Source organism: Mesorhizobium sp. RSR380A (genome assembly GCF_054719385.1).
The window spans coordinates 5120988-5146115 of sequence record NZ_JBTTIB010000001.1; the positions used below are offsets into that span (position 1 = coordinate 5120988).

The window sequence follows — 25128 nt, forward strand, 5'->3', positions numbered from 1 at the left end:
CGGGGAGCTTGGCCGGCCGCTCGCTGCACCTTGCGGGGGAGGGCTTCAGCGTTGGTGGCAGCCCGGAAAGAGACTATGAGCGAACCTCATGCGGACGGCGCCGGCGAGCTGTCTACAATGGAGCGCTACGGCGACCCAGCAGCAGAGCGATGCCCAACGCCGGAAGCGTTGCCGCCGTGACCGCGAAGAAGACGAATTGCAGCCCGGTCGACGCGGCGACCAGGCCGAGCGCCGGACTGCCGAAGCCGAGCGCCACGTCGAGGAAGACGGTGTAGAGTCCCATGGCCAGGCCGCGGCTGCGCGACGGAAGACGGCCTACGGCCTCGGCGCCGAGGCCGGGATAGACCAGCGAGTAGCCGAGGCCAGTCAGACCCGCTCCGATTGCGGCGACAACAGGCCCGGTCGCAAGCCAGATCAGCATCAGCCCTGCCGCCTCGACCACAACGAAGATCACGGCGACGCGTGCGCCTCCAAGCCTGTCGGGCAGGTGGCCGAAGCACAGCCTTGCCACAATCAGAGACGCAGCATAGGCCGTGAAAGGAAGCCATACCGGCTGCCAGCCCTGCTCGGCGAAGAGCAGGGCGCCGAAGCCCAGAATAGCACCATAGCCGAGGCTGCTGAAAGCAGCTCCGACGCCAGGAAGCCAGACCGCTTTCGCCACGCTCCTCCATGACTGCGGCACGCTGCCCGAGGCGGCGCTGGTGCCGCGCATCGGCAGGATGGCAAGCAGCGTCGCCAGCGGCAGGATGATCGTCGCGAGCGCGATCGCGGTGAAACCGCTCGCCGCATAAAGCGCAGATCCGACCGGCGCCCCCAGCGCGAGCGCCGCAAACATCGCCGTGCCCACCCAGGCTATGACTTTTCCGGAGTTCTGTCCGCCCGCAACGGAGAGGCCCCAGGCGACGCCGCCGGTGATGATGAAGCTCTCGGACGCGCCCAGCACCGCCCGTCCGGCGAACAGCGCCGATGCGGACGCTACCGGCCGGTCGAGCAATGCCAGCGAGCCGAGGTAAAATAGCCCGGCAAGGGCAGCGGCAACGAGGCCGACGACGACGGCGCGCTTGCCGCCGCGTCCATCGGCATAGTTTCCAGCCCCGATGCGCGACAGCATCGAGGCGACGAACTGGCTGCCCGTCACCAGCCCGACTGCGAAGGGGCCGAAGCCGAGCTGCTGGTGAAGATGCAGCGGCAGGACGGGTAGCGCCAGGCCGATCAGCAGGAAGCCGGTGAAGACGGCCGCCATGATCGGCACCAGTTCCGCCATGACGCCATTTCGGTCTGACATCCGCGCCATTTTGGCCATCGGCAGCCCAACTGTTCGGATCAGTAGCGTTCGTAGGTTACGCGCCAGCCTTCGGCCGGGTTGTCAGGCGTGAGGACGAGTTTGTTGTCCGAGACCTCGAATTTGCGTTTCATGCTCTTCCCGACAAGGTTGCGGACCAGGGAGGACTCGATGGTGATGACGAAGGTCTTGTCCTGGTCGTTGATGGCGACCGGCCCGTAATAGGCTTCGTAGCCATTCGCCGTGTAAGGCGTGTCCGGCGCCTTGGGGTCGGGGTTCTGCGCCTGCACCGAGAGGGTGCCGGCCTCGGTGAAGATGACCTGGCCGGAATAGGACACGGGCTTCAGGTTTCCCTCGGAGCCGGCCTCGAGCGAAATCATGCGCCATGCGCCGATGATCGCGGATTCTTGCGAGAGAGCCGGCGTGGCGACCGAAAGGGCAAGCGCAAGGGCGGCAATCTTTAATCTCATAGTCATATGTCGTTGTTCCTTTTCTGAGTTGTGGGTGCGCACAGGCCGTCCGCCCGATCTTGCTCACACCGAAAGCATGACCTTGATGGCGCGACGCTCGTCCATGGCGCGATAGCCTTCAGCGACCTCGGCCAACGGCAGCTTGAGGTCGAAGACCTTGCCGGGCATGATCCGACCTTGCAGCACACGGTCCATCAGGTCGGGCAGGAAGCGGCGCACCGGCGCCGGGCCGCCCAGCATGCGTTTCTGGCCGAAGAATAGTTTTTGGCCGTCGAAGTTCACGCCGTGCGGCACGCCGACATAGCCGATGGTGCCGCCGGGGCGGGAGCAGGCCAGCGCCTGGTCGAAGGATTCTCCCGTGCCGACGCATTCCAGCACGGAGTCCGCGCCGACGCCCTTGGTGAGTTCCTTGATGAGGGCCACGCCTTCCTCGCCGCGCTCAGCGACGATGTCGGTGGCGCCGAACTCGCGGGCGAGCTTTTGGCGGCTGGCGTGCCGGCTCATGGCGATGATGCGCTCGGCGCCCATCTCCTTGGCCGCAAGCACGCCCATCAGGCCGACCGCACCGTCGCCGACCACCACCACCGTCGATCCTTCGCGGACCTCGGCTGCGTCGGCCGCATACCAGCCGGTGCCGAGCACATCGGACACCGCCAGCAGGTCAGGGATGAGGTCGGCCGGCGGCACCTCGGCGGTGGCGACCAGTGTGCCATCGGCCAAGGGTACGCGAGCGTAAGGCGCCTGCGCGCCCGACATGAACTCGCGCTGCACGCAAGACGACTGGAAGCCGAAGCGGCAATGCGGGCAGGTATTGTCCGAGAGGCAGAATGACCCGACGACGAACTGGCCGGGGCGGACCGTGCGCACCTCTGCGCCGACCTCGACGACGATGCCGCAATATTCGTGGCCCATATGCATCGGCCCCGCGACCGGCTGCAGCCCGCGATAGGGCCACAGGTCCGAGCCGCAGATGCAGCTTGCCGACAGCTTGATGATGGCGTCCGTCGGCCGCATGATTTTCGGATCGGCGATTTCCTCGCAGCGGATGTCGCCCGGTTTGTGAAGAACGGTTGCAAGCATGTTGGTTCCTTTCGAGGGGAGAGATCAGGCGCCGTAGTCGGCGTCGCTGACATGTTCCAGCCAGTCCACGACCTTGCCGTCCTTGACCTCCTGGAGGGCAATGTGGGTCATGGCGGTCCGAGGTGACGCGCCGTGCCAGTGCTTTTCGCCGGGCGCGAACCAGACGACGTCGCCCGGACGGATTTCCTCGACCGGGCCACCCTCGCGCTGAACTCGGCCGAGGCCGGAGACGACGATCAGCGTCTGGCCGAGCGGATGCGTGTGCCAGGCGGTGCGGGCGCCGGGCTCGAAGGTCACCTGTGCGCCTTGAACCCGCTCGGCGTCGAAGGGATTGAAGAGCGGATCGATCCGCACCGTTCCGGTGAACCAGTCAGGCGGTCCCTTGCCGGAAGGCCTGGTGCCGGCGCGAAGAATGTCCATGGTGATCTCCTTTGCGTCCTCAAATGCGCTCGATGCGAAGCGGGAATTTGCCGCGAATGTGCAGGGCCTGCTCGCCCTCGTCGAAGCGGCCAAGCCTGATCAGCCCGGGATGGCGGTAGTCGGCGTAGAACATGGCCAGGTTGCCCCAGGGCATGAAATAGCACAGGTCGTAGGGCTGCTCGTCGGCGAACGGACCGCTTCCCTCCTCGGTCAGCTTGCGCGGCAGATAGGCGATCTTCTCGTTATGGGCGTAATCCTCGATCTCGAGGTCGAGCGGCAGCATGGAGAAGAAGTCGCGCGCCGAGGGATTGTCGTAGAGCGTGGCGGTCATGGTGCGGCCGTTGAAAACCATCCTGATCTTCATGTCGGTGGGCTCCTGGCTGACGGGAGATTGGCCTTCCTGGCTGGCGGCTGTGCGAGGCAGTGCCGCCGCCGCGAGCGCGGCGCCGAGCAATGTCCGGCGGCTGAGCGGCGCATGTTCGATCGTCATGGCAAAGACCTCCGGGCCATATGCGCTGCGGCAAGGGCGGCGAGCGCCGATCCGCAGAGCAGCACCGCGCCCAGAGTGAACGGTCCCCACCAGCCGACCGTATCGAACAGCGTGCCGCCGATCGCGGCGCCGCCGGTGATGGCGAGCTGGATGACGGCAACCTGCAACCCGCCGCCGGCCTCCGCGTCGTTCGGCAACGTTCGGCTGAGCCACGTGCCCCAACCGACCGGCGCGGCCATGCCGAAGAAGCCCCATGCAACGAGCAGCAGCGCTGTGGGACCCGGGAGTGCACCGAGGGCGATGAGCGCGGCGGCCAGCGCAGCCATGACCAGCGGGATGGTGGTGAGGATGCTGAACAGACGCGTGCGCAAAAGCCGGCCGACGCACCATGTGCCGAGCACCCCGGCCAGCCCCATCGCCAGCAGGACCGCCGAGAGGGCGGCGATATCGAGCCGGGTGACGTTCTCGAGGAAGGGCCGCAGATAGGTGAAGAGCGCGAACTGGCCCATGAACAGCATCATGATCGACGCCATGCCGGTGGCGACGGGAAGACGGCCGAGCAGCGCCAGCGGATTGCCGGCACGCTTCCGCCGGCGCGGCGGCAGCGCCGGCAGGCTTGTCCACTGCCAGGCCAGCGCCAGGAGGCCAAACGGCACGACGAGGAAGAAAGCGCCGCGCCAGCCGACATAGGCGCCAAGGAAACTGCCCAGCGGCGCGGCGATGGTGGCCGCAATGGCATTGCCGGCGTTCAGCATGGCGAGACCCTTCGGAACCATGTCTTGCGGCACGAGGCGCATGACGATCGCGGTCGACATCGACCAGAACCCGCCGATCGCGATGCCGAGCAGCGCCCGGCCGACCATGAGCAACGCGTAGTTCGGCGCGAAGGCGACAGCCAGACCGGACACGATGAGGAGGAGGGTGAAGCCGGTCACGACCAGTCGGCGGTCGATGTGGCGCGTGAGGCCGGCGACCAGCAGGCTGGTCACGACGGCGAAAGCGCCCGAAATCGAGATCGCCTGTCCCGCGCGGCCCTCGGTGATGCCGAGATCGGCCGCTAGCGGCGACAGCAGGCTGACCGGCATGAATTCCGATGCGATGAGCACGAAAACACACAGCGCCATCGACAACACCGCGCCCCATGCGGCGCGGTTTTCAACAAGCCTTGTGTCGTACGTGGTTTCCATGATTGGCATCCTGGCAAAGCGACCGGATGGATCGGCCGCAAATTCCCGTCGCTGCCAGAAGGTATTGCAGGGGAACCCATTTAAGTAGACTAAGCAATCCGCATGGACTTATCTGCTCATGATATGAATGTCCGACGGGAGGTGCCCTATGCAGCGCGATGGCATGAAGGATCTGCTCTGGTTCGTGGCGGTCGCCCGGGAGCGCAGTTTCACCAGGGCGGCGGCCAAGCTCGGCACCTCGCAGTCGACCCTGAGTTCGACAATCAAGGAGCTTGAAGCTCGCCTTGGCGTCCGCCTGCTGACGCGTACGACGCGGAGCGTCTCTCCGACCGAGGCCGGCGAGCGACTTTTCCAATCTCTCGTTCCCCGCTTCGAGGAAATCGAATCCGACCTCGCAAGCCTGGTGGCCTTTCGCGACAAGCCCTCCGGAACGGTCCGCATCACACTGTCCGACCATGCGCTCCAGACGACCGTCTGGCCGAAGCTCCAGCCCTTGCTCAACGACAATCCCGACGTGCGCGTCGAGCTCTACAGCGACAACGGCATGAAGAACATTGTGGAGGAGCGCTTCGACGCAGGTGTGCGGCTCGGCGAGAGCATCGACAGGGATATGATCGCAGTGCGCATCGGGCCCGATTGGAGGCTCGTGGCCGTGGCTTCGCCGGACTATTTTTCCCGCCATCCGGTTCCGACCGTTCCCCAGGATCTGGTTGATCATGACTGCATCAATATGCGGCAGGCGACGTTCGGCGGACTGTATGCGTGGGAATTCGCCAGGGACGGCCGCGACCTTCGTGTGCGGGTGGAAGGCCAACTCACCTTCAATTCGTCCATTCCCATGATCGAGGCTGCGACAAGCGGTTTCGGGATCGCCTATGTCCCGGAAAACCTCGTCAGCCACCACATCGCCGAGGGACGCCTCAGGCTCGTGCTTGACGACTGGAGCCCGCCATTTGCCGGCTATCACCTCTACTATCCGAGCAGGCGACAACTCTCCCCTGCGATGGCAGTGATCATCGACGCGCTCCGCCATCGCATCTGACCCGAGACTGTTTGGATCATGAAGCTGAGCTTAAATGGCAGGTTCTACCGGGGCATCGCCCGGCTGTTCATGCCGCCGCTGCAGCAGGCACTGCGCCGCCGGCGCGATTTTGTTGGTGGAAGGCTTCCAAAAAAGGAAGAAACCCGGAATCCCGACTGGGAAGCTTATGCCACCCGATCTTTTCGCCGGTTTTCCGAACTGTTGAATTTGATTTCTGGAGTGTGTCTGGGGCGCGGGTGTTGCGCCGCCGCTCGTTGGCCCTTGCAGCGCGCCTCACTTGCTCTTTGGCATCGAAATACCGCGTGCTCGATTTGATAAAGATACCAAGGATAACCTCAAGCAGGAGATTCAGAAGGCGGTTGAGGCGAGGGCGGCAAGCGGAAGCGGGTAGCCGGTTCGACCGGCCGCCTATGACCCCAGACCAAACTCGCACAGGTGAAGGAGTACAGAACTGTTTGCGCTTCATCTTAGCCAAACGCGGTTGCTTGCGCCGACCTAAAAAGCGGCCGTTGACGCTGGCTGATCCCTAATAATGATGTAGTAGTGGTGAGTCGATTTTCTTGGAGGAGTCATGGCGGGCCAACCGCAGCATCAGGACACTAGCCGGGGACGGTAGGACGCGTGAAGTGAAGCACTGGTCCGAGTGGCTGAAACGTGTGCCCGCGATTAGGCGCAAGTTTTGCCGTTAGTCTAGTGATTTCGATCCATTCTACTGGAACGAGGCAGCAAGCGTGGCCGTTCTCGCAAACGCTGCATCTCAGGCTGGTTACTTGGCACATACCGAGTATGTCGCACTGAAGCGGGATTCAACGCGCGGCAGGCCATTCCGGCAGGGGCGGTGCGACTTGTGGGTCGCCGACGTCCAAGACGGGATTTCGTGGGCATTTGAGGTCAAGCAGCACTTCGCCGCCTCCAAGATACGGCAGGCGACGTTTGATTCAAGACTAGAACGGGCACGTAGAGATGCAAGTCACGTCGATCGCGAGGAAGCTGATCAACGTGTAGGCTGCCTTATTATGGTGCCGGGCGAACATACCTCTGAGTCGGAAGAGCTTGTCACTCATTTCGACAGCCTTTGTAAAAACGCGGATGTGGCGTTTCGCTTAAATGGGGGACTGCGCTCTATTTGGCTGGCGTTTGCGCTCGTTACTTAAAGAATAGACATTGTGGTCAGTGGCAACCAGGTAGGCCACGAGCGGAATGTCGGAAAACGGCACTCCAATGCTGGTTGACCGCAACGCGCCTCATGTCGGTCGTTTGGTAAATGTTGGACTTTATCTCAAAGCAGTCATCGCCTAGGCGTACCAATTAGGCCTTCGAAAAGTCGGCCGTATCCCCATTAAGCGGCCAGATCATTAAACTTCCTCATGAAGGCGCCCTGGAGCGATGCGTCGACCGTCAACGCCAAGCCGTAATCGTTGATATAGCCTTCGATAGTGGCCTGAAAGCTATCACGATAGACGATTTTCTTCTTACAATCGACGGGAACAGCGCCCGTAACCCAAATAATCCAGCCGTCTTTCGTTCTCGCCTCGTGCAGGAGCGCACAGCGAACATTGATGTAAAAATCTTCTGCGTCCCCTTCCGAAAATAGCTGGTCGAAAGGTGAGGTCTGGAACAGGAAATCGACAAAAAGTTTGCGGCTGTTTTGATATTCGTGCGGAGATTGAGCGTTCTTGTGCCTATATTTTTTCCCAGCACGCGTCGCCGCAAGAAACTCGATCAGCGCACACTGAACCGAAACGATGGTGAAGCCTTCGCCTTCCCATCTGCCGTTATCTCGCAGCATCCCTATAGGCCCAAGGTAGCGGCTCTGCAGTCTGGCGAGAAGATAGGTGTTGAAGGCTTCAGCCCAAACATTAGCATCGCCGCCAGGCACGAGAACCTTGGCAAATTTGGTCCAATCATTTTTCGTCTTGCCGGGAGCGATAATTTCGGACCGAGCGCTTGCAGCGGCAGCTATTTGGCTCAAGGCTGAACTCCTGACTGGCCGCTCAAGCGCACATGCACCGTCATGGCCGCTACACGCAGCTCTTGTAAGAGAACCGCTCCTCGGAGCCGTCTGTCCGCAATACCCAAAAACACTTAGTTCCATAGTCGGCCGACCGCACATCAAAGCTGCGTATGCCCGACCCTATCTTGGTTCTGGCCTCAGGGTGACGTTTAAGCGCTTCCGCGAGAAACGCCACGTCAGCCGCGCTTACAGCATCCCCCGGACGATAGCGATTGAGCATGATCTTCATGAATGCAAGCGCATCTGTCTTCCTCTCAAATTGGTACCCTGCAATCTCTAGGGGTTGTGCATTCGCCACCGACGTCTCCTAGGCTTGCCTAGAGCCATCGACCTTGCGCGGAAGAAAACCCAGGGTTCCTTCCTCTCGCGTAGAATGTCTCCCGACAAACAGCTCTGGCCTTATGTCAGGCCAGGGCATTGCGGTGGCAAGGATTATCTGGTGCTCGACGGGCGCCCGGTCAGAAATCTCGATAACCTGCTTCTGGAAGTTATGGCTTCGTGCCTGCTCAATCCCCTTGTCCTCGGTGATATCGATCATAAGGAACCGAGGGTGGCGAAACTGCCGATCATACAGGGCCGCCTTGAGGAAGCCGACTAGAAACGCGGCCTTCAGCACAACGCGGGAGCTGGCAGAGAAATAGGTATGCTCGTCTACCGTGATCGTGTTTTTCGCGAAGGAGAATAGAACATGCTCCGGGTTCTCGAAGGAATCCTGTCGTTTGAGATCGCCACGAAGGATTTCGATGATGTTCTTTTCAATACTGGCCTTTGCGGTCCGAAGTCGATCGGTTTGGCTAAGCTGGAGGCCACTGATGCGAGTTCCTAGCGCCTGAATGTCCTGATCCAGCTGCGACTTTCTGGCTGATAGATCGCCGATCTTGTTGGCAAGTTTCACTTGCGCTTCTATGTCCTCGATCGATTTGTCAATGTAGCCAAGCCTTCGCTGCATCTCACGGATTTCCTCGCGAGCTTTCGATGTTGGCACCGAACTGAGATCGGCGAGCTCCTTCGCCTTAAGCCGCCAAGCTGCTTGCAGCGCGTTTAGTTGAACCTGATGGGTTTTGAGACGCTCGGCTCTGATGTCCTGCAGCCGCTCGGACTGTTTTACTTGTATCGAAAGCTCGTTTATTATTCCGACGACCCGGTCTCGCCCACGTTCAGTGTCGAGCGGCGTCTTGCACAGATGGCACGCTTCAACGTCATGGTCATGATCAATGATCTCAGCATAACACGCCGGGCACGTTCCAAAGTGAACAGTGCCGACGACTTCGGCGGCAAGGTCAGCGTCGCGCAAAGCCTCAAGGCGTGCGTTTAGGGTTTTTATAAAAGCAGATGAATCCGAGAGCTCGAATTCCACGGAATCCATGTCGGCCTGCATCTGGCCGATGTCTACTTGCAGCTTCTGTACCTGCTTGTAGACGTCCCTTTGAGCATGAAGTGTAATCTTGTCGGACGACTGACTGGAATAGAACCCTTCCTCGGCTAGCAGGAGCTGGGCTGAGACAGCATCCCGCTCTTCGACCAACCCTTTGCGGCGTTGCTCGATCCAGTCGAGCGTCATGCTTTCGTCGCCACCACCAACGACCCTGAATATGCTTTTTAATTCAGCGGAGACGTCTGTAAATTCGCGCTCCTTCGTTCGTTTCAGCTGTTGCATTTCGTAGATTTCGGTGTCGAACGCACCGCATAGCAGGTTGCCTACAGCCTCACGCAGGTTCTCGGGATCGTAACCCTCAAACCGGAAAAGGCTCTCGGTCGGCGACAGCTGATCGGCGTACAGAAGGCGGAGAATCTGATGAATAGTAATGCTGGACGTGCCTTCCACGGCGACGTCCGGCATGTCGAGGAGGCGATAGATTGCCTGAGAGAAACTCTCTTGGTTCTTTGAGCGAGCGTAGGAGTATCGATGCCAAGCCTCGATTGGAGCCGAAACAGCTTGCTCATAGCGCCCGCCGAAGATTTCCATCGCAGATTGTGATGAGGCATCGATCTGACGGCGAAGGACGGCCGGATTTCCATTGAACTCCACCTCCAGCCACACATGCTCACACAACAGCGCATGCTCGCTCCAAGCCGAGCGATCGAGATCGCCCCCTAGCCCAAAGAAAACAAAGTTCATGATCGTCGATTTGCCTGAGGAGTTGTCTCCGCGGATAACGTTGACACCGGTATGAAACGCCTCGTCGTAGAGGATAAAGGCTCCGCGCTTCACGATGAGGCGCTTAACGATGAGACAGGGATCATACCGAGTCATATCGGTACTCCAAAAGCCCTGTTCTATCCTTCAGTCCGTCACGGCCTCCGAGCGGGTAACGCGCCTTAATCTGGCACAGGATATCTACGACATCTTTCATGCGGGTGTTCAGTTCTGAACAGCGCAGCTTCACCGTTACCGGGAGCGCATCGGTAGCGAATTTAACCTCGTTCGAGTCCCATGCGTCGGAAGCGAGGTAGCCACTGTGGACGAGGCTGGCCGCCGCCGCCCTTTGGAAAGGTTCCATTCGGGCAAAAATGGTGCTGTCGTCCGGCATCGCGCCGTATGGAGCCTGATCTTCATAGGATCGGCTTATCTTTCTCCAGCCCGTATCGCTCGAGAAAAGCTTCATCGCTTGAAGCCGAAATGGGAAGAGAAGATAAAAGTCCAATATGCGCAAAGTGTCGAACGGCAATTTGGCGCCGATATCGCAGGCGAGATGAAGTCTCAGGAATCTGAAGGCCGCATGGTAAGGGTCAAAGGCCTCGTTGTAGGTGAGCTGCGTCATGCCGCCGCCGCGCCTTGATGCCACTTGATGAAACACTGTTCCGCCAGCCAGTACACCATTCCCTGAACGAGGTTATGGTTCACGGACATCAGCTCGCCGCCGCATTCTTCAACAATTGGATTCACAATGCGGTCGATCACAAGAGCATTTATTTCTTCCAGATTCCTATTCGGAATTTGACTGTAGATCACCTGATTAAACTCGTTCTCGGCCCTGGCGAGGATGTGAACGAAAATTTGCTGAGCCGATGAATATAGAGACCACCTCTCCAGCAGCTTCGCGAACATTTCTTTCTTCTCGATTGCCTCATCATAATAATCAAAGCGCCCGCTCGCTTTGAGCTTGGCTTCGAGTCCGTCAATCCCATCGGCGGCACGACGGGTATGGTATCGCGCCAACTCGTCCATAGTCGTCTGGGTCTGTTCGCTGCAGTCGTACTGTTCCTTCAACTTGAGAAGCAGTTTTTCGACCAAGCCCTTTTTTGGTTCAAAGTTGTAGTAGTCGCGACCCGCAATGTTGCCGCCTGCTTGGGCGCCTTGCTGGTTGGAAATCGTACCGTCTTGGTCCGCGATGTTCATGGATGATATCGTGCCGCCAGCAAGCTAGCGCTTGTCTCGGCCCACAATGTCTCCACCGGCACGCGCACCCGACTGGTCGGTCGCCGTACCATGGCGGTCAGCGCGCACGTTCTTGGTGAAATGGAAGGTCAGCAGAGAGCCGCCAATCGCACCTGCAAGCAAACCCCCAAGAAAATTCCAAATATCAAAAGCCATTCGATTCCCCCCGATATCCGATCCCCAACAACGTTTGCCCGCCTTTTTGCCTAGTTGCAAACAGTTTTAGGATTGTGCACCACATTGCCTTAGTAGTCGCGAGAGGGCACAGGACCTTTCACGTGCGCAGAATGAGCCGGGGTTAGGGCTCAACGTCATCCCATTGTTGGACGGCTATAGCGTCCATGCTGCCGCGAACCTGCCAGCCACTTTCGGCCCAAGGGCGACATCAGAATATCTAATCGTCAAATGACCGCTTCTGGCGCAAAGGGTCATGACGAACAACCGCGTCGATCGCGTCGCCACCGCTATCCCCCTCTTGCCATCCCGGAATTCTCATCCTAGTCTCCCTTGAGAAAACGTTTTCCCAAACCCCGCAGCATCCGTCGATCCCCCGCATCGACACGCCAGAGACCCGTAAGAGAAAACCTTTTCTCAAACCGAGGACCGACACCCGAAATATGCCCCCCGACGCCTCGCCAGCACCCGCCAAACAACCCATCACCCTGCGTGAAGTCGCGGCGATGGCTGGTGTCAGTGTGGCCACGGCCTCGAAGGCGCTGAACGGGCAGGGGCGGATGACCGCCGAGACGCGGCAGCGCATTCGCGAGACGGCGCAGCGGCTCGGCTTTCGCCCCAACAGCCTGGCGCAGAGCCTGCTTCGGCGGCGCTCCTTCACGGTCGGCCTGTTGACCAACGATACCTATGGCCGCTTTTCCCTGCCGGTCATGTCGGGCATTTCGGATGCGCTGGTCGATGCCGGCGTGTCGGTGTTCCTGTGCAATGTCGAGGACGATCCGCGGCTGGCGCAGCTGCATGTCGAGGCGATGCTGGACAAGCGCATCGACGGCATCATCGCCAGCGGCAAGCGCATCGACCGCCATTTGCCGGTCGACCTCGCCAATCTCGGCGTGCCCGTAATCTACGCCTTCAGCCAGCCCGATCCCGATGCCATCGCCTTCGTCTCCGACGATGCCGGCGGGGCGCGGCTGGCGGTCGAGCATTTTTGCCGCCTCGGGCGGCGGCGCATCGCCCATGTCAGCGGTCCCGCCAGTTTTGCCGTGGTGAATGAGCGGGCACAGGCTTTTCGCGATGTGCTGGCCGCGCACGGCCTGCCGGTGACCGAGCCCTTGCTCGGCTCGTGGTCGGAAGCCTGGGGGCATGAAGCCGTCGGAAAGCTGTTCGACGGCCCAATGCTCTTCAACAAGAAGGGAGAGAAACCCGACGCCGTGTTCTGCGGCAACGACCAGATCGCGCGCGGCGTCATCGATGCGCTGCGCGAGCGCGGCTTAGGCGTGCCTGGCGACGTCGGCGTCATCGGCTTCGACAATTGGGAGATCGTGGCCGAGGCAACCCGCCCGCCGCTGACCTCGGTCGACATGAACCTGGCAGCGCTCGGCCGCGAGGCCGGCCTCACACTGCTTTCTCTCGTCGGCGGCCAACCCGCCGCGCCGGGCATTCGAAAACTGCCGTGCCGGCTGGTGGTGCGTCAGTCATGCGGCCGCCCATTGGACGGCTAGGAAAACGCGCGGCGCGATCTGGGAGAGCGCCGCAACATGGAGGAGAAGAAACCATGAGGAGGAAAACCATGAAGACCGTGATTACCGGGTTCGCGCTCGCCGCGAGCATCATTGCCTTGCCTGCAATGGCCGCCGACACCGCCAACATCTGGGTGCGCGCCGACGGCTCGAACTTCATGCCGCGCATCGTCGATGCCTTCAACAAGGGCCATGAGAACCAGGTCAAGCTGGACATCATTCCCAATGCCGAGATCATCCCGAAATATGGCGCCGCCGCCGCCGGCGGCACGGCGCCAGACGCGCTGTCGCTCGACCTGATCTACACGCCGTCCTTTGCCGCCGCCGGCCAGCTCGAAGACATCACCGACTGGGCGAAATCGCTGCCCTATTTCGCCAGCCTGTCGCCGGCGCATGTCAAGACCGGCACCTACAAGGACCACATCTACGGGCTGCCGTTCTCGGCCGACGCCTCGGTGCTGATCTGGAACAAGAAACTGTTCAAGCAGGCGGGGCTCGATCCCGACAAGGGGCCGGCCAACTGGGCCGAGATCGAGGCCGATGCCGAGAAGGTCAACGCGCTCGGCGGCGACATCAAGGGCTTTTATTTCTCCGGCAATTGCGGCGGCTGCAACATCTTCACCTTCACGCCGCTGGTGTGGGCCTCGGGCGGCGATATCCTCTCCGAGGACGGGTCGAAGGCGACGCTGGACAGCCCGCAGCTGCGCGGCGCCATCGACCTCTACCGCTCGATGGTCAAGAAGGACCTGGTGCCGGCCGGCGCGCAGACCGACACCGGCGCCAACTTCTTTGCCGCCTTCGCCACCGGCAATATCGGCATTTCGCCGTCCGGCGCCTTCGCCATCGGCGCGCTCAACACGCAGTATCCGGATATCGACTATGGCGTCACCTTCCTGCCGGGCAAGGACAGCGGCTGGTCTTCGTTTGCCGGCGGCGACAATTTCGTCGTCACCAAGGGCACCAAGAAGCTCGCCGTGGTGAAGGAGTTTCTCGACTTCGCCTATTCGCTCGAAGGCCAGACCATCCTGGCCAAATACGGCAGCCTGCCGGTGCGCGGCGACATCGCCAAGGAGGCGCTGAAGGATCTCGATCCGCGCTACCAGATCGCCGCCGAAGCCATGGCCAAGGGCCGCACGCCCTATTCCGTGGTGTTCAACGACCTGATCAACTCGGCCAACGGTCCGTGGACGCAGATGATCAACGAGGTCGTCTTCGGCGACGACGTCGATGGCGCCATCGCCAATGCACAAGAGACCATGCAGTCGATCATCGACCAGGCGCCGCAAAAGTAAGCGCCGCCCCTACCTCCCCCTCGAGGGGAGGTCGGACCGCAGGTCCGGGTGGGGTCGTTCCGGCAGTGCTCGACGTTCTTTTTCGTCGGCGCACTGCGCGGAGGACCCCACCCCCGGCCTGCGGCCGGACCCTCCCCTCGAGGGGGAGGGGGATCACCGCACCCGGAGCCCACGTATGACCGCAATCACCACCACCCCGCCACGCGCCAGAAAACTCGTCGGCGCCGGCCGCCGGCAGTGGATCGGCCTGCTCTATGTCGCGCCGGCAGTGGCACTGGTCGTCTTCTTCTTCATCATCCCGCTCGGCATGACCGCGTGGATGTCGCTGCACAACTGGCCGCTGATGGGCGAGCATTTTTATATCGGCTTCGACAATTACCGGGCGATCCTGCGCGACAACCGTTTCTGGAACGCGCTGAGCTTCACCGCCTACTACACCGTGATCGTCACCATCGTGATCTTCGCCGTCGCCTTTCCGCTGGCGCTGTTCATCGAAAAGCCCAGGCGGCTGACCGGTTTTTACCGGACATCCTTCTTCATGCCGGCGGTCGTCGGTTTTGCCTCGGCCAGCCTGCTGTGGTCGTGGCTGCTCAATGTCGATTCCGGCCTGTTCAGCCCTGCCGCCTACGATTTCGGCCTGACGGCGAAAAAGTTCAACCTCCTGGCGACGTTCCAGCCGGCCTTCTGGTCGATCATCGCCATGGTCGTCTGGAAGGTGGCGGGCTTCACCATGATCATCCTGATGACCGGCCTGCAGTCGATCCCGACCGACCTGCAGGAAGCCGCGATGATCGACGGGGCAGGGCCGTTCGCGCGCTTTCGCGCCATCACCCTGCCGCTGATGCGCCGCACGCTGGCGCTGGCGCTGATCCTGTCGATCGCCGGCTCGATCCTCGCCTTCGACCAGTTCTACATCATCCTGCGCGGCGGCCCGCGCAACCAGACGCTGACCGCCGTCTACTGGATCTTCAACCAGTCCTTCGTCTCGTTCAAGCTCGGCTATGGCGCCGCTTTGTCGATGATCCTGCTGGCCATATTGGTGGCGCTCAGCCTGGTCCAGCTGTGGCTGCTGCGCAAGCCGGAGGGCATCGACTGATGGCGCAGGCAAGAAGCCGCAGCAGCCGCCTCTGGCTCAGGATCGCCGAGCATTCGACCGGCATGATCGCCTCAGTGCTGTTCATCGCGCCGATCGTCTGGGCCGTGCTGTCGACCTTCAAGCCGGCGCAGGAGGCGCGCCAGCCGCCGCTGCCGCCATGGCCGACGACAGGCTTTTCGGTCGAGAACTACCGCACGCTCGACACCTTTGGCGACGGCCTCTGGCTGCCGGCGCAAAACAGCCTCTATGTCGCGTCGATGACGGTGATCCTGTCGGTCATCGTCAGCGTGCTGGCCGGCTATGGCTTTTCGCGCTTCCGCTTTCCCATGAAGGATGTGCTCTTCATTGTCATCCTGTCGACGATCATGATCCCGTTCCAGTCGATCCTGACGCCGATCTTCCTGGTGCTGACCAAGGTCGGCCTGCACAACACGCTGACCGGGCTGGTCCTGGTCTACACCACGCTGCAATTGCCGTTCTCGATCTTCATGATGCGCAACGCCTTCGACGCGGTGCCGCGCGAGATCGAGGAGGCCGCGCGCATGGACGGCGCCAACAACGTCACCATGCTGCTGAAGGTGATGCTGCCGCTGGTCTGGCCGGGCATCGTCACCATCGCGCTGTTTGCCTTCCTCGGCGCCTGGAACGAATTCCTGGCCGCCCTGGTGCTGATGACCGACCAGTCCAAATTCACGCTGCCTATCATGATGACCGCACTTCAGTCGGGCCGCTTCGGCGCCATCGACTGGGGCGCCGTGCAGGCGGGCGTCACCGTGATGATGGTGCCGTGCCTGGTGCTCTTCCTGTTGCTGCAGCGCTTCTACATCCGCGGCCTGATGGCCGGCGCGGTGAAATGACCCCCCGTGAAATGACCAATATCCAACGGAGTGACACGATGACCGTTCAACCATCCGCCAAGCCCGGCAAACTCGCCTTCCGCCCGCTGCCGGTGCCGCAGGTCGATGTCCGCGGCTTCTGGGGCGACCGTGTCGATGCCGTGGCGTCGCGCACCGCCGACATCCTCTACGAGCGCTGCGTCGAGGCGCGCATGCTGGAGCAGATCGACCCGGACCGGCCCTCGCCGGGCGTCGTCATTCCGTTCCATTCGCCGTCGCCCGACGAGGCTGCCAGCCCCGGCTTCACCGGCTCGACGGTGACGACGCAGATGTTCTGGGACTCCGATTGGGGCAAGACCATCGAGACCGCGGCCTATTCGCTCTACCGGCGCAAGAACGCGGCGCTCGAGAAGAAGATCGATGCCGTCATCGACCTCTACGGCAGACTGCAGCAGGAAGACGGTTATCTCTCCAGCTGGTACCAGCGTATCCAGCCCGGCAAGCGCTGGACCAATCTGCGCGATTGCCACGAGCTCTATTGCGCCGGCCATCTGATCGAAGGCGCGGTCGCCTACTACCAGGCCACCGGCAAGCGCAAGCTGCTGGATATCATGTGCCGCTACGTCGACCATATCGCCGACACCTTCGGTCCGGAGCCGGGCAAGAAGAAGGGCTATTGCGGCCATGAGGAGATCGAGCTGGCGCTGGTCAAGCTGGCGCGGGCGACCGGCGAGCAGAAATACATGGACCTGGCCAGGTATTTCATCGACCAGCGCGGGCAACAGCCGCATTATTTCGACGAGGAGGCGCGTGCGCGCGGCGCCGACCCGAAGGCCTATCATTTCAAGACCTATGAGTACAACCAGTCGCACAAGCCGGTGCGCGAGCAGGACAAGGTCGTCGGCCATGCGGTCAGGGCGATGTACCTCTATTCCGGCATGGCCGACATCGCCACCGAATATGGCGACGACACGCTCAGGGTAGCGCTCGACCGTCTGTGGAACGATCTCACCACCAAGAACCTCTATGTCACCGGCGGCCTCGGGCCATCGGCGCACAATGAGGGCTTTACCAGCGACTACGACCTGCCCAACGAAACCGCCTATGCCGAGACCTGTGCCTCGGTCGGCCTCGTGTTCTGGGCCAGCCGCATGCTCGGCATGGGTCCCAACGCCCGCTACGCCGACATGATGGAGCGGGCACTCTACAACGGCTCGATCTCCGGCCTGTCGCTCGACGGCTCGCTGTTCTTCTACGAGAACCCGTTGGAGAGCCGGGGCAGGCACAATCGCTGGAAATGGCATCGCTGCCCCTGTTGCCCGCCGAATATCGGCCGCATGGTCGCCTCCATCGGCAGCTATTTCTACAGCCTGTCGGACGACGCGCTCGCCGTTCATCTCTACGGCGACAGCACCGCGCGCTTCGACATATCGAACCGGGCGGTCAGTCTGATTCAGACCAGCAATTATCCTTGGGATGGCGCGGTCTCGATCCGGATCGAAGCCGACGCTCCGGTGGCATTCACCTTGCACCTGCGCGTCCCCTCCTGGTGCGGCAAGGCGGCGCTCAAGGTTAACGGCGCCGCGGTCGATCTGGATGACATCACCAGCGACGGCTATGCCGCGATCCGGCGCGAGTGGCGCCAGGGCGACCGGGTCGAACTCGATCTCGAAATGTCGATCGCCCGTCTGTTCGCCAATCCGGAGGTGCGTCAGGACATCGGCCGCGTCGCACTTGCGCGCGGTCCGCTGATCTATTGCGTCGAGGAGACCGACAATGCCGGCCAGTTGCATCGGATCGCTCTGCCGCGAACGGCAACAATCGAGGCGCATGCCGAGCCGAACCTGCTCGGCGGCATCGTCACGCTTTCGGCACTTGCCAGCAAGGAAGCCCAGGAAAACTGGGAAACCGGGCTCTATCGCACCGATCCGCCGGCGGTGAGCGAAACGAAAATCACCGCCGTCCCGTACTTTGCCTGGGACAACCGTGAACCCGGTGAGATGCTGGTCTGGCTGCGGGACGGATGAGTTACAGGCTGACGAACGCCGTCAGCGGCAAATGATCCGACGCAACCCGCGACAGCGGCGTGTCATGGGCTTCCACCGACGAGACCATGCCGTGCCGGTTGGCCATGATCCGGTCGAGCGCCAGCACCGGCAGGCCTGAGGGGAAAGTCGGCACCGCCGCCGGCGTGAAACCAAAGGTGGCGTGCAGCGTCTTGAGCGCCGAGCGGTTGCCCAGCCGCCATTCGTTGAGGTCGCCGAGCAGCAAGGTCGGCCTTTCATCCTGGTTGCTCATGATGTCGAGCACGACGCGGGCCTGCTCCGAACGCGAGCGGCGCAACAGGCCGAGATGCGCGGCGATGACGCGCAGAGTGCGCGTTTCGTCGAGGTCGATCTCGGCAACCAGCGCGCCGCGGGGCTCCAGTCCCGGAAGCTTGATCTGATGGACGTCGCGCACGGTGCCGCGCTTGAACAAAAGCACGTTGCCGCGCCAGCCATGGCCCTTGCCGCTTCCGGAAACCGGCACCGGCACAAGCCCGGTTTCGTGTTCGATCCGGGCAAGATCGAGCAGCCCGGCGCGATCGCCGAAGCGGTTGTCGGCCTCCTGCAGCGCGATGACGTCGGGGCCGATCTCGCGGATGACGCGGGCGGTGCGTTCGGGGTCGAACCTGCGGTCGGTGCCGATGCATTTGTGGACGTTGTAGGAGGCGACCACCATCTGGGCGCCTTCAATGTGCTTGCGCGGCGTCGCGTTCGCCTTGCGCGCTTTCCTGCCGCGGATCGACAGGAGCACTGTTTCAGGAAGGCTGCGTCCGTTTATGTCCATAGGCCTGCTATTCGATGTCCTGATTCTTTGTTCTATGCATATCGTTCTCTCACAACCGGGACCACTTCGAGGCGGTATGCATTAGAGATAGGGCGATCCCAGCCATAACAACCGGTCAAAAACCCGGATGAGAAATGGCCGCGCTTTCAAGGTTGCGAGTGTGACGGGTTTGGCGGAAGCGATTGCCGCTCCGATGCGCCCTTCGATCTCGGCGGCAAAGCCGGTATCCAGCACCTCCAGGTCGATTTCGAAATTCAGCCGCAGCGACCGGGCGTCGAGGTTGGAAGAGCCGACATAGGCCCAGACGCCATCGACCGACAACAGCTTCGAATGGTCGAATGACCCTTCATGACGCCAGACGCGGCAATAGTGCTTCAGCACCTGGTCGTACTGCGCCGTCATGGCGCGGCCGACCAGGAAGAGATTGTTGACCGCGGGCACGACGATGTCGATCTCGACGCCGCGCCGGGCAGCCGTGACCAGCGCGCTGACAAATTCCCGGTCCGGCAGGAAATAGGGCGACATGATGCGGATCGATTTGCGGGCGACGGAAAATGCCCCCGTCAGCAATTTGTGGTTGGTTTCGATGCTGGCGTCCGGCCCCGACGCCACCGCCCGCACCAGGATCGGCTGACCGGGAGGCGGCGAGGGCTTTGCCACGTGCCAGACCTCGTCCTTGAGGGCCTCGTTGCCGGCAAAACGCCAGTCCTCGGCGGCAACCGCGAACAGGTCGGCCACGACCGGCCCCGTGACCTGGAAATGCGTATCCGCCGAGCTGGCAGTGCCAGCGAATTCAGCCGAGAACCCCTTGCGGATGTTCATGCCTCCGGTGAATGCCACCGCGCCGTCGACGATCAGGATTTTCCTGTGCGTCCTCAAATTCGCATAGGGAAGTCTCAGGCCCATGACGATGTTGCCGTTGAACAGATCGACGGTGACGCCGGCTTCCCGGAGTGTCCCAAGAATGCTGGGCACGGAATAGCGCACGCCCACCGCATCGATCAGCACGCGAACCGTCACACCGCGCCGGACCGCTCCGGCCAGCGATCCGACAAAACGTCGTCCGATCTCGTCATTGTCGAAGATGTAGGTCTCGAGCAGGATGCTGCGCCGTGCGCCGTCGATCGCCCCGCACATTGCCGCGTAGGCTTCGTCGCCGGTCCTCAGGATGGTGATTGCATTTCCCGAAAGCAGGCCGCGCCGCGCCACCCTGTCGCCTAGCGTCTTCAGGCCGGCAAAGCGCTGGCCGAATTCGGCTGAGATGAGTGTTTCGAGCGCAATGTCGTGGTCGTGTTTGGCTGTCTCGGCTTCACCGGCGACGGGCCGCATGGCGCTGATCGTGGCGCGGCGGATGCGGTTGATGCCGGCAATGGCATAGATGATCGCGCCAAGGAACGGCGACAAGATCATCACGCCGACCCAGCCGGTGGCGGCGCGCACGTCTTCCTTGGTCATGATTGCGTGGACGATGCCGATGGCGGCCATCAGCATCGGAATGATCACAAGGATTAGAGGCCAGTAGGTCACAAAGGTCTGCCACATCGGCAGGACTATCGAGCCAGCGGCCGCAGAAGGCAATGCAACGGATCAACCAGGACGGAGGCGCTCGCGCCTCAGTCCTTCGCCCGCTCCACATAAGCGCCATCGGCCGTCATCACCACCACGCGGGTACCCGGCGCGATGTGCGGCGGCACCAGCGTGCGCACGCCGTTGGAAAGCACGGCCGGCTTGTATGACGAGGACGCCGTCTGGCCTTTGGTCGTCGGCTCCGTCTCGACCACTTCGAAAGTAGCGCGCTGCGGCAGCACCAGGGCTATGGCGATGCCGTTGAACTGCGAGATCTGCACCGCCATGCCTTCGAGCAGGTAGGGCGCCATGTCGCCGACCACGCTTTCCGGCACCGCGACCTGGTCGTAGCTTTCCGGGTTCATGAAGTGATACCCCTCGGCGTCGGCGTAGAGGAAGGTGTGCTCGCGCTCCTCGACATAGGCGCGCTCGACCTGCTCGGTGGTGCGGTAGCGCTCCGAAACCTTCACCCCGTCGGAGATGCGGCGCATGTCGAGCTGGGTGACCGGCGTACCCTTGCCAGGGTGGATGTTTTCGGCAAAGAGGATGACGTAAAGCTTGCCGTCCTTGTCGACGACATTGCCTTTACGGAGCGAACTGGCGATGACCTTCACCACGGTTTTCAATCCTAGACTTCGTTGGCCTGAAACGATCGTTCGGCGCAAATCGGCTGCGAGAGCCGTCGCCGTAGCGCATCTTGGCCCGAACCGCCAGCCCTGTCAGCAATTCCATTGCCCGGCAAACCCATGACTGGCGCTTCGCCCTGGTGGACGCCGGATGTTCACGCCGACCGCCGGCCGCGGCTGATGGCGCGCAACGCCATAGCTGCCGCCATGCGCGGCTGGTTTGGCGAGCGCGACTTCATCGAGGTCGAGACGGCGGCGCTGCAGATATCACCGGGCAATGAGGCGCATCTCTCAGCCTTCGCCACCGAGGCGATCGGCGCCGACGGCGCGCGCCGGCCGCTTTACCTCCACACCTCACCGGAATTCGCCTGCAAGAAGCTGCTTGCCGCCGGCGAACGGCGCATCTTCAGCCTGGGCGCTGTCTGGCGCAACCGCGAGCGCGGCCCTTTGCATCACCCGGAGTTCACCATGCTCGAATGGTACCGTGTCGGCGAAACCTATGAGAGCCTGATGGCTGATTGCGCCGAGCTGCTGAAGCTGGCAGCTGAGCGGGCCGGCGCCAAAACCTTCCGCTTTCGCGGCCGCGAGGCCGATCCGTTCGCCGAACCGGAACGCGTGAGCGTGGCGGAAGCTTTTGCGCGTTACGCCGGCATCGATCTTCTTGCCACCGTTTCTGCCGATGGCGGCACAGACCGCGCCGCACTCCATGATGCTCTGGTCAAGGCCGGCCTGCGCACGGCCGGCGATGACAACTGGGCCGATTTGTTCAGCCGGGTAATGGTCGAGAAGGTCGAACCGGTGCTGGGGCAGGGGCGGGCCACCATCTTGTACGGCTATCCGATCTCGGAAGCGGCGCTCGCCCGGCCGAGCGCGGAGGACCAGCGCGTGGCCGAGCGCTTCGAGCTCTATTGCTGCGGCGTCGAGCTCGCCAATGCTTTTGGCGAACTGACCGATCCGGCCGAGCAGCGCCGGCGCTTTGCCGCCGAGATGGACGAGAAGGAGCGCGTCTATGGCGAGCGCTATCCGCTGGATGAGGATTTTCTCGCCGCCCTCGCCATCATGCCGCAAGCCAGCGGCTCGGCGCTCGGCTTCGACCGGCTGGTGATGCTGGCAACGGGCGCGACGAGGATCGATGACGTGATCTGGACGCCGGTCGCCACTCCTTGAGTGGAAATCGGCCTTGGTTAAACTCACAAACCGTCAAGCCGCGCGTCTGTGGCGGCCGCTGCCGCGGATAGCTTTCGCGCTCCGCTTGGGCGCTATGCCGCAGCGGGACAATTGCCCGTGCGCCATTGCACAAGCCGCATTGGGACAATAGATGGTGCAACAGCCGCTACCGCCCGGCGCGGCTTCAGCCAGGACCACGCGCATGACCGATACATCAGAGGCAGCGAAATTGACCGACCGCGTCGCGGCACTGGTCGAGGCTGCCAAGCGGGCCGGCGCCGACGCCGCCGACGCGGTTGCCGTGCGCGGCCGCTCGATCGGCGTGTCGGTGCGGCTGGGCAAGGTCGAGAACACTGAGGCGTCCGAGGGCGACGATGTCTCGCTGCGCGTCTTCGTCGGCAACCGGGTGGCGAGCGTCTCGGCGACGGCGGCATCGGACCCCAGGGCATTGGCCGAGCGCGCCGTGGCCATGGCCAAAGTCTCGCCCGAGGATCCCTATCAGGGTCTCGCCGATCCGGCTTTGCTGGTCGGCAAGGTGCGCGACCTCGATCTGTTCGACGCCACCGAGGTTTCGGCCGATCAGTTGAAGGAAGCGGCCCTTGCCGCCGAGGAAGCAGCCCTTGCCGTCAAGGGCGTCACCAATTCGGCCGGCAGCGGCGCCAGCGCAGGCCTCGGCGGGCTGGTGCTTGCCACGTCGAACGGCTTCGTCGGCCACTATGTCGCGTCGCGCTTTTCGCGTTCGGCCAGCGTTATTGCGGGCGAAGGCACCGGCATGGAGCGCGACTACGAATACTCCTCGAACCAGCATTTTTCCGATCTGGACGCACCGGAATTGATCGGCCGCAAGGCCGGCGAGCGCGCCGTGCGCCGCCTCGGCGCCCGCAAGGCGGCGACCGGTCCGGTCAACGTGGTGTTCGATCCGCGCGTCGCGCGCGGCATTGCCGGTCATCTCGCCGGCGCCATCAACGGCGCTTCGGTGGCGCGCAAGACCAGTTTTTTGCGCGAGATGATGGGCAAGCAGGTTGCGTCGGCTGCCATCACCGTCACCGACGAGCCGCTACGGCGTCGCGGCCAGGCCTCGCGCCCGTTCGACGGCGAAGGCGTCGAGGGCGAAAAGCTGTTGATGGTCGAGAACGGCGTGCTGAAGCACTGGTTCCTGTCGACGTCCGCCGCGCGGGAATTGGGGCTGACCACCAACGGACGCGGCGCGCGCAGCGGCTCGTCGGTATCGCCGTCTTCGACCAATCTCGCCATCGAGCCGGGCGACAGGACGCCGGAAGACCTGATCAGGTCGCTAAAATCCGGCTTTTATGTCACTGAAGTGTTCGGCCAGGGCGTCGACATGGTGACCGGCGAATACAGCCGTGGCGCATCCGGCTTCTGGATCGACAATGGTGAGCTTGCCTATCCGGTGGCCGAGGTGACCATCGCCTCGAATTTGAAGACGATGTTCCTCAATATGGTTCCGGCGAGCGATCTTGACCGCGATTTCGGCACTGCCGCACCGACGCTGCTGATCGAAGGAATGACCCTTGCCGGAGCGTGACCCGGTCATATCGGCCGGGGCCTCGGAAGACCTCGATCTGCTGCGCGACGCCGCCCGCGAGGCGGGCGCGATCGCCATGCGCTATTTCGGCAAGAACCCGCAAGTGTGGATGAAGGGCGGCACCTCGCCGGTCAGCGAAGCCGACCACGCGGCGGACGCCTATCTGCGCGAGACCCTGCTTGCGGCGCGGCCGGACTATGGCTGGCTATCAGAGGAAACGACTGACGATCCGGCGCGGCTTCTGGCGCGGCGCACCTTTGTCGTCGACCCCATAGACGGCACCCGCGGCTTCCTCGAAGGTCTGCGCTCGTGGTGCGTCAGCGTCGCGGTGGTCGAGAATGGCCGCACGCTCACCGGTGTGCTCGAATGTCCGGCCAAGGGCGAAACCTATTGGGCGCTGCCTGGCCATGGAGCTTTCCGCAACGGCAAGCCGATTGCCGTGCGCGGCCTGGGTAAGACGGTCGAGATCGGCGGGCTGAAGCAGTTGATCGACCTGATGCCGGCGCAATGGCAGGGCCGGGTGCGGCGGGCGGCGCACATTCCCTCTCTCGCCTACCGGCTGGCGATGGTCGCCAACGGCACGCTCGACGCAACCTTCGTCAAGCCCAACGCGCATGACTGGGATATCGCCGCCGCCGATCTCATCTTGCGCGAGGCTGGCGGCGCCGTGCTCGACGGCCATGGCCGCGCGCCGCTCTATGCCGGGGAGATCATCCGTCACGGCGCGCTGGTCGCCGGCAGCGGGCAGTTGCTGACCGTGCTTGCCGGCGTCATTGCCGATACGGAAGCGTGATCGAAGGTTCCAAAGTCGGCAGCTTTGGGCTAGACCTGTCGCAAACTCACAATATGTGAAGGACCGAAATGGCCGCGGAAGACGGAAAGAAACAGCTTTTGCACCTGGTGTTCGGCGGCGAGCTGAAGAAGCTGGGAGGCACCGAGTTCCGCGATCTCGACGCGCTCGACATCGTTGGCGTTTATCCGGACTATCAAACCGCGCACACCGCGTGGAAGGCAAAGGCGCAAGCCAGCGTGGACAATGCCCATATGCGCTATTTCGTCGTCCATCTGCACCGGCTGCTCGACCCTGAAAGCAAGGCCGCCGGTTGACAGCG

27 protein-coding genes are annotated in these 25128 nt (G+C 62.5%); 12 read left to right on the forward strand and 15 right to left on the reverse strand.

The features are described 5' to 3' along the window. Positions 1-112 precede the first annotated feature (112 nt). From ACYG9Z_RS24770 to ACYG9Z_RS24795, 6 genes are read right to left on the reverse strand one after another with little or no spacing between them, the layout of a single operon-like run. A complete protein-coding gene (locus ACYG9Z_RS24770) occupies positions 113-1285 on the reverse strand; it encodes an arabinose transporter (RefSeq protein WP_156931546.1) in 1173 nt (390 codons plus the stop codon). A 38-nt stretch (positions 1286-1323) separates the two neighbouring features. After that, positions 1324-1758 (reverse strand): lipocalin-like domain-containing protein, encoded by a 435-nt coding sequence (locus ACYG9Z_RS24775; RefSeq protein WP_027049660.1) that lies wholly within the window; start codon positions 1756-1758, stop codon positions 1324-1326. 57 nt (positions 1759-1815) lie between these two features. Continuing rightward, complete coding sequence (locus tag ACYG9Z_RS24780; RefSeq protein WP_023682961.1) at positions 1816-2832, reverse strand: zinc-dependent alcohol dehydrogenase family protein; 1017 nt, start codon at positions 2830-2832, stop codon at positions 1816-1818. A gap of 24 nt (positions 2833-2856) precedes the next feature. Beyond that, positions 2857-3252: a (R)-mandelonitrile lyase gene (locus tag ACYG9Z_RS24785; RefSeq protein WP_023697679.1), complete on the reverse strand. Its 396-nt coding sequence runs from the start codon at positions 3250-3252 to the stop codon at positions 2857-2859. A 19-nt stretch (positions 3253-3271) separates the two neighbouring features. After that, positions 3272-3742 (reverse strand): cyclophilin-like fold protein, encoded by a 471-nt coding sequence (locus tag ACYG9Z_RS24790; protein ID WP_023752070.1) that lies wholly within the window; start codon positions 3740-3742, stop codon positions 3272-3274. Continuing rightward, entirely contained in the window at positions 3739-4929 is a 1191-nt protein-coding gene (locus ACYG9Z_RS24795; RefSeq protein ID WP_027049656.1) for an MFS transporter, read from the reverse strand. Before ACYG9Z_RS24795 ends, ACYG9Z_RS24790 begins: the two co-directional genes overlap by 4 nt. Positions 4930-5077: 148 nt before the next feature. On the opposite strand from ACYG9Z_RS24795, the gene ACYG9Z_RS24800 reads away from it, so the two are divergent. The 3 genes from ACYG9Z_RS24800 to ACYG9Z_RS24810 all read left to right on the forward strand — a co-directional run bounded on the left by ACYG9Z_RS24800 (position 5078) and on the right by ACYG9Z_RS24810 (position 7125). Further along, complete coding sequence (locus tag ACYG9Z_RS24800; protein WP_023752068.1) at positions 5078-5971, forward strand: LysR family transcriptional regulator; 894 nt, start codon at positions 5078-5080, stop codon at positions 5969-5971. 18 nt (positions 5972-5989) lie between these two features. Then, complete coding sequence (locus tag ACYG9Z_RS24805; RefSeq protein ID WP_156931544.1) at positions 5990-6286, forward strand: hypothetical protein; 297 nt, start codon at positions 5990-5992, stop codon at positions 6284-6286. Positions 6287-6816: 530 nt separating this feature from the next. Continuing rightward, positions 6817-7125, forward strand: a complete 309-nt coding sequence (locus tag ACYG9Z_RS24810) for a hypothetical protein (protein WP_156931542.1) — start codon at positions 6817-6819, stop codon at positions 7123-7125. Between the two features lie 185 nt (positions 7126-7310). Here ACYG9Z_RS24810 and ACYG9Z_RS24815 read toward each other — a convergent pair whose 3' ends face one another. The 6 genes from ACYG9Z_RS24815 to ACYG9Z_RS24840 form a co-directional block, all read right to left on the reverse strand. Continuing rightward, positions 7311-7943, reverse strand: a complete 633-nt coding sequence (locus ACYG9Z_RS24815; protein WP_023742963.1) for a hypothetical protein — start codon at positions 7941-7943, stop codon at positions 7311-7313. Positions 7944-7992: 49 nt separating this feature from the next. Next, complete coding sequence (locus ACYG9Z_RS24820) at positions 7993-8214, reverse strand: DCL family protein (RefSeq protein ID WP_023742962.1); 222 nt, start codon at positions 8212-8214, stop codon at positions 7993-7995. A 78-nt stretch (positions 8215-8292) separates the two neighbouring features. Beyond that, complete coding sequence (locus tag ACYG9Z_RS24825) at positions 8293-10239, reverse strand: AAA family ATPase (RefSeq protein WP_023752065.1); 1947 nt, start codon at positions 10237-10239, stop codon at positions 8293-8295. Beyond that, on the reverse strand, positions 10226-10747 hold the full coding sequence (locus ACYG9Z_RS24830) for an ABC-three component system middle component 5 (RefSeq protein WP_023742960.1): 522 nt from the start codon (positions 10745-10747) through the stop codon (positions 10226-10228). The genes ACYG9Z_RS24825 and ACYG9Z_RS24830 overlap by 14 nt, the downstream gene beginning before the upstream one ends. After that, the gene (locus tag ACYG9Z_RS24835) at positions 10744-11325 is read right to left on the reverse strand and encodes an ABC-three component system protein (protein ID WP_023742959.1); all 582 of its coding nucleotides are present in this window, start codon (positions 11323-11325) and stop codon (positions 10744-10746) included. The genes ACYG9Z_RS24830 and ACYG9Z_RS24835 overlap by 4 nt, the downstream gene beginning before the upstream one ends. Positions 11326-11349: 24 nt before the next feature. After that, positions 11350-11520 (reverse strand): hypothetical protein, encoded by a 171-nt coding sequence (locus ACYG9Z_RS24840; RefSeq protein WP_198020714.1) that lies wholly within the window; start codon positions 11518-11520, stop codon positions 11350-11352. A gap of 461 nt (positions 11521-11981) precedes the next feature. Between ACYG9Z_RS24840 and ACYG9Z_RS24845 the strand changes: the two genes are divergently transcribed. The 5 genes from ACYG9Z_RS24845 to ACYG9Z_RS24865 all read left to right on the forward strand — a co-directional run bounded on the left by ACYG9Z_RS24845 (position 11982) and on the right by ACYG9Z_RS24865 (position 18309). Next, entirely contained in the window at positions 11982-13040 is a 1059-nt protein-coding gene (locus tag ACYG9Z_RS24845; RefSeq protein ID WP_023752064.1) for a LacI family DNA-binding transcriptional regulator, read from the forward strand. Positions 13041-13108: 68 nt separating this feature from the next. Further along, positions 13109-14350, forward strand: a complete 1242-nt coding sequence (locus tag ACYG9Z_RS24850; protein ID WP_023752063.1) for an ABC transporter substrate-binding protein — start codon at positions 13109-13111, stop codon at positions 14348-14350. Between the two features lie 175 nt (positions 14351-14525). Continuing rightward, complete coding sequence (locus ACYG9Z_RS24855) at positions 14526-15446, forward strand: carbohydrate ABC transporter permease (protein WP_023752062.1); 921 nt, start codon at positions 14526-14528, stop codon at positions 15444-15446. Next, positions 15446-16303: a carbohydrate ABC transporter permease gene (locus tag ACYG9Z_RS24860; RefSeq protein WP_023712775.1), complete on the forward strand. Its 858-nt coding sequence runs from the start codon at positions 15446-15448 to the stop codon at positions 16301-16303. The genes ACYG9Z_RS24855 and ACYG9Z_RS24860 overlap by 1 nt, the downstream gene beginning before the upstream one ends. A gap of 38 nt (positions 16304-16341) precedes the next feature. Continuing rightward, positions 16342-18309: a glycoside hydrolase family 127 protein gene (locus ACYG9Z_RS24865; protein ID WP_023752061.1), complete on the forward strand. Its 1968-nt coding sequence runs from the start codon at positions 16342-16344 to the stop codon at positions 18307-18309. Position 18310: 1 nt separating this feature from the next. On the opposite strand, the gene ACYG9Z_RS24870 is transcribed toward ACYG9Z_RS24865, so the two are convergent. From ACYG9Z_RS24870 to efp, 3 genes are all read right to left on the reverse strand, one after another. Continuing rightward, entirely contained in the window at positions 18311-19111 is an 801-nt protein-coding gene (locus ACYG9Z_RS24870) for an endonuclease/exonuclease/phosphatase family protein (protein ID WP_023671569.1), read from the reverse strand. Between the two features lie 81 nt (positions 19112-19192). Continuing rightward, positions 19193-20653, reverse strand: coding sequence for a phospholipase D-like domain-containing protein (locus tag ACYG9Z_RS24875; RefSeq protein WP_023752060.1), 1461 nt, complete (start codon positions 20651-20653; stop codon positions 19193-19195). A 71-nt stretch (positions 20654-20724) separates the two neighbouring features. Beyond that, on the reverse strand, positions 20725-21294 hold the full coding sequence (gene efp, locus ACYG9Z_RS24880; RefSeq protein WP_023682947.1) for an elongation factor P: 570 nt from the start codon (positions 21292-21294) through the stop codon (positions 20725-20727). Positions 21295-21423: 129 nt separating this feature from the next. Between efp and epmA the strand changes: the two genes are divergently transcribed. From epmA to ACYG9Z_RS24900, 4 genes are all read left to right on the forward strand, one after another. Continuing rightward, the gene (gene epmA, locus ACYG9Z_RS24885; RefSeq protein ID WP_023682946.1) at positions 21424-22470 is read left to right on the forward strand and encodes an EF-P lysine aminoacylase EpmA; all 1047 of its coding nucleotides are present in this window, start codon (positions 21424-21426) and stop codon (positions 22468-22470) included. Positions 22471-22672: 202 nt separating this feature from the next. Beyond that, positions 22673-24016 (forward strand): TldD/PmbA family protein, encoded by a 1344-nt coding sequence (locus ACYG9Z_RS24890; RefSeq protein ID WP_023682945.1) that lies wholly within the window; start codon positions 22673-22675, stop codon positions 24014-24016. Then, positions 24003-24809 carry a 3'(2'),5'-bisphosphate nucleotidase CysQ gene (locus ACYG9Z_RS24895; RefSeq protein WP_023682944.1) on the forward strand — a complete coding sequence of 269 codons (807 nt, stop codon included), beginning with the start codon at positions 24003-24005 and terminating at the stop codon, positions 24807-24809. The genes ACYG9Z_RS24890 and ACYG9Z_RS24895 overlap by 14 nt, the downstream gene beginning before the upstream one ends. A 68-nt stretch (positions 24810-24877) precedes the next feature. Further along, positions 24878-25123 carry a DUF4170 domain-containing protein gene (locus tag ACYG9Z_RS24900; protein WP_023682943.1) on the forward strand — a complete coding sequence of 82 codons (246 nt, stop codon included), beginning with the start codon at positions 24878-24880 and terminating at the stop codon, positions 25121-25123. Positions 25124-25128 lie beyond the last annotated feature (5 nt).

Bases quoted from the DNA above. Each gene is read 5' to 3' on its own strand.
- ACYG9Z_RS24770 (WP_156931546.1), bottom strand. From the start codon at position 1,285: ATGTCAGACCGAAATGGCGTCATGGCGGAACTGGTGCCGATCATGGCG.
- ACYG9Z_RS24775 (WP_027049660.1), bottom strand. From the start codon at position 1,758: ATGACTATGAGATTAAAGATTGCCGCCCTTGCGCTTGCCCTTTCGGTC.
- ACYG9Z_RS24780 (WP_023682961.1), bottom strand. From the start codon at position 2,832: ATGCTTGCAACCGTTCTTCACAAACCGGGCGACATCCGCTGCGAGGAA.
- ACYG9Z_RS24785 (WP_023697679.1), bottom strand. From the start codon at position 3,252: ATGGACATTCTTCGCGCCGGCACCAGGCCTTCCGGCAAGGGACCGCCT.
- ACYG9Z_RS24790 (WP_023752070.1), bottom strand. From the start codon at position 3,742: ATGACGATCGAACATGCGCCGCTCAGCCGCCGGACATTGCTCGGCGCC.
- ACYG9Z_RS24795 (WP_027049656.1), bottom strand. From the start codon at position 4,929: ATGGAAACCACGTACGACACAAGGCTTGTTGAAAACCGCGCCGCATGG.
- ACYG9Z_RS24800 (WP_023752068.1), top strand. From the start codon at position 5,078: ATGCAGCGCGATGGCATGAAGGATCTGCTCTGGTTCGTGGCGGTCGCC.
- ACYG9Z_RS24805 (WP_156931544.1), top strand. From the start codon at position 5,990: ATGAAGCTGAGCTTAAATGGCAGGTTCTACCGGGGCATCGCCCGGCTG.
- ACYG9Z_RS24820 (WP_023742962.1), bottom strand. From the start codon at position 8,214: ATGAAGATCATGCTCAATCGCTATCGTCCGGGGGATGCTGTAAGCGCG.
- ACYG9Z_RS24825 (WP_023752065.1), bottom strand. From the start codon at position 10,239: ATGACTCGGTATGATCCCTGTCTCATCGTTAAGCGCCTCATCGTGAAG.
- ACYG9Z_RS24830 (WP_023742960.1), bottom strand. From the start codon at position 10,747: ATGACGCAGCTCACCTACAACGAGGCCTTTGACCCTTACCATGCGGCC.
- ACYG9Z_RS24835 (WP_023742959.1), bottom strand. From the start codon at position 11,325: ATGAACATCGCGGACCAAGACGGTACGATTTCCAACCAGCAAGGCGCC.
- ACYG9Z_RS24840 (WP_198020714.1), bottom strand. From the start codon at position 11,520: ATGGCTTTTGATATTTGGAATTTTCTTGGGGGTTTGCTTGCAGGTGCG.
- ACYG9Z_RS24845 (WP_023752064.1), top strand. From the start codon at position 11,982: ATGCCCCCCGACGCCTCGCCAGCACCCGCCAAACAACCCATCACCCTG.
- ACYG9Z_RS24850 (WP_023752063.1), top strand. From the start codon at position 13,109: ATGAAGACCGTGATTACCGGGTTCGCGCTCGCCGCGAGCATCATTGCC.
- ACYG9Z_RS24855 (WP_023752062.1), top strand. From the start codon at position 14,526: ATGACCGCAATCACCACCACCCCGCCACGCGCCAGAAAACTCGTCGGC.
- ACYG9Z_RS24860 (WP_023712775.1), top strand. From the start codon at position 15,446: ATGGCGCAGGCAAGAAGCCGCAGCAGCCGCCTCTGGCTCAGGATCGCC.
- ACYG9Z_RS24865 (WP_023752061.1), top strand. From the start codon at position 16,342: ATGACCGTTCAACCATCCGCCAAGCCCGGCAAACTCGCCTTCCGCCCG.
- ACYG9Z_RS24870 (WP_023671569.1), bottom strand. From the start codon at position 19,111: ATGGACATAAACGGACGCAGCCTTCCTGAAACAGTGCTCCTGTCGATC.
- ACYG9Z_RS24875 (WP_023752060.1), bottom strand. From the start codon at position 20,653: ATGTGGCAGACCTTTGTGACCTACTGGCCTCTAATCCTTGTGATCATT.
- epmA (WP_023682946.1), top strand. From the start codon at position 21,424: ATGACTGGCGCTTCGCCCTGGTGGACGCCGGATGTTCACGCCGACCGC.
- ACYG9Z_RS24890 (WP_023682945.1), top strand. From the start codon at position 22,673: ATGACCGATACATCAGAGGCAGCGAAATTGACCGACCGCGTCGCGGCA.
- ACYG9Z_RS24900 (WP_023682943.1), top strand. From the start codon at position 24,878: ATGGCCGCGGAAGACGGAAAGAAACAGCTTTTGCACCTGGTGTTCGGC.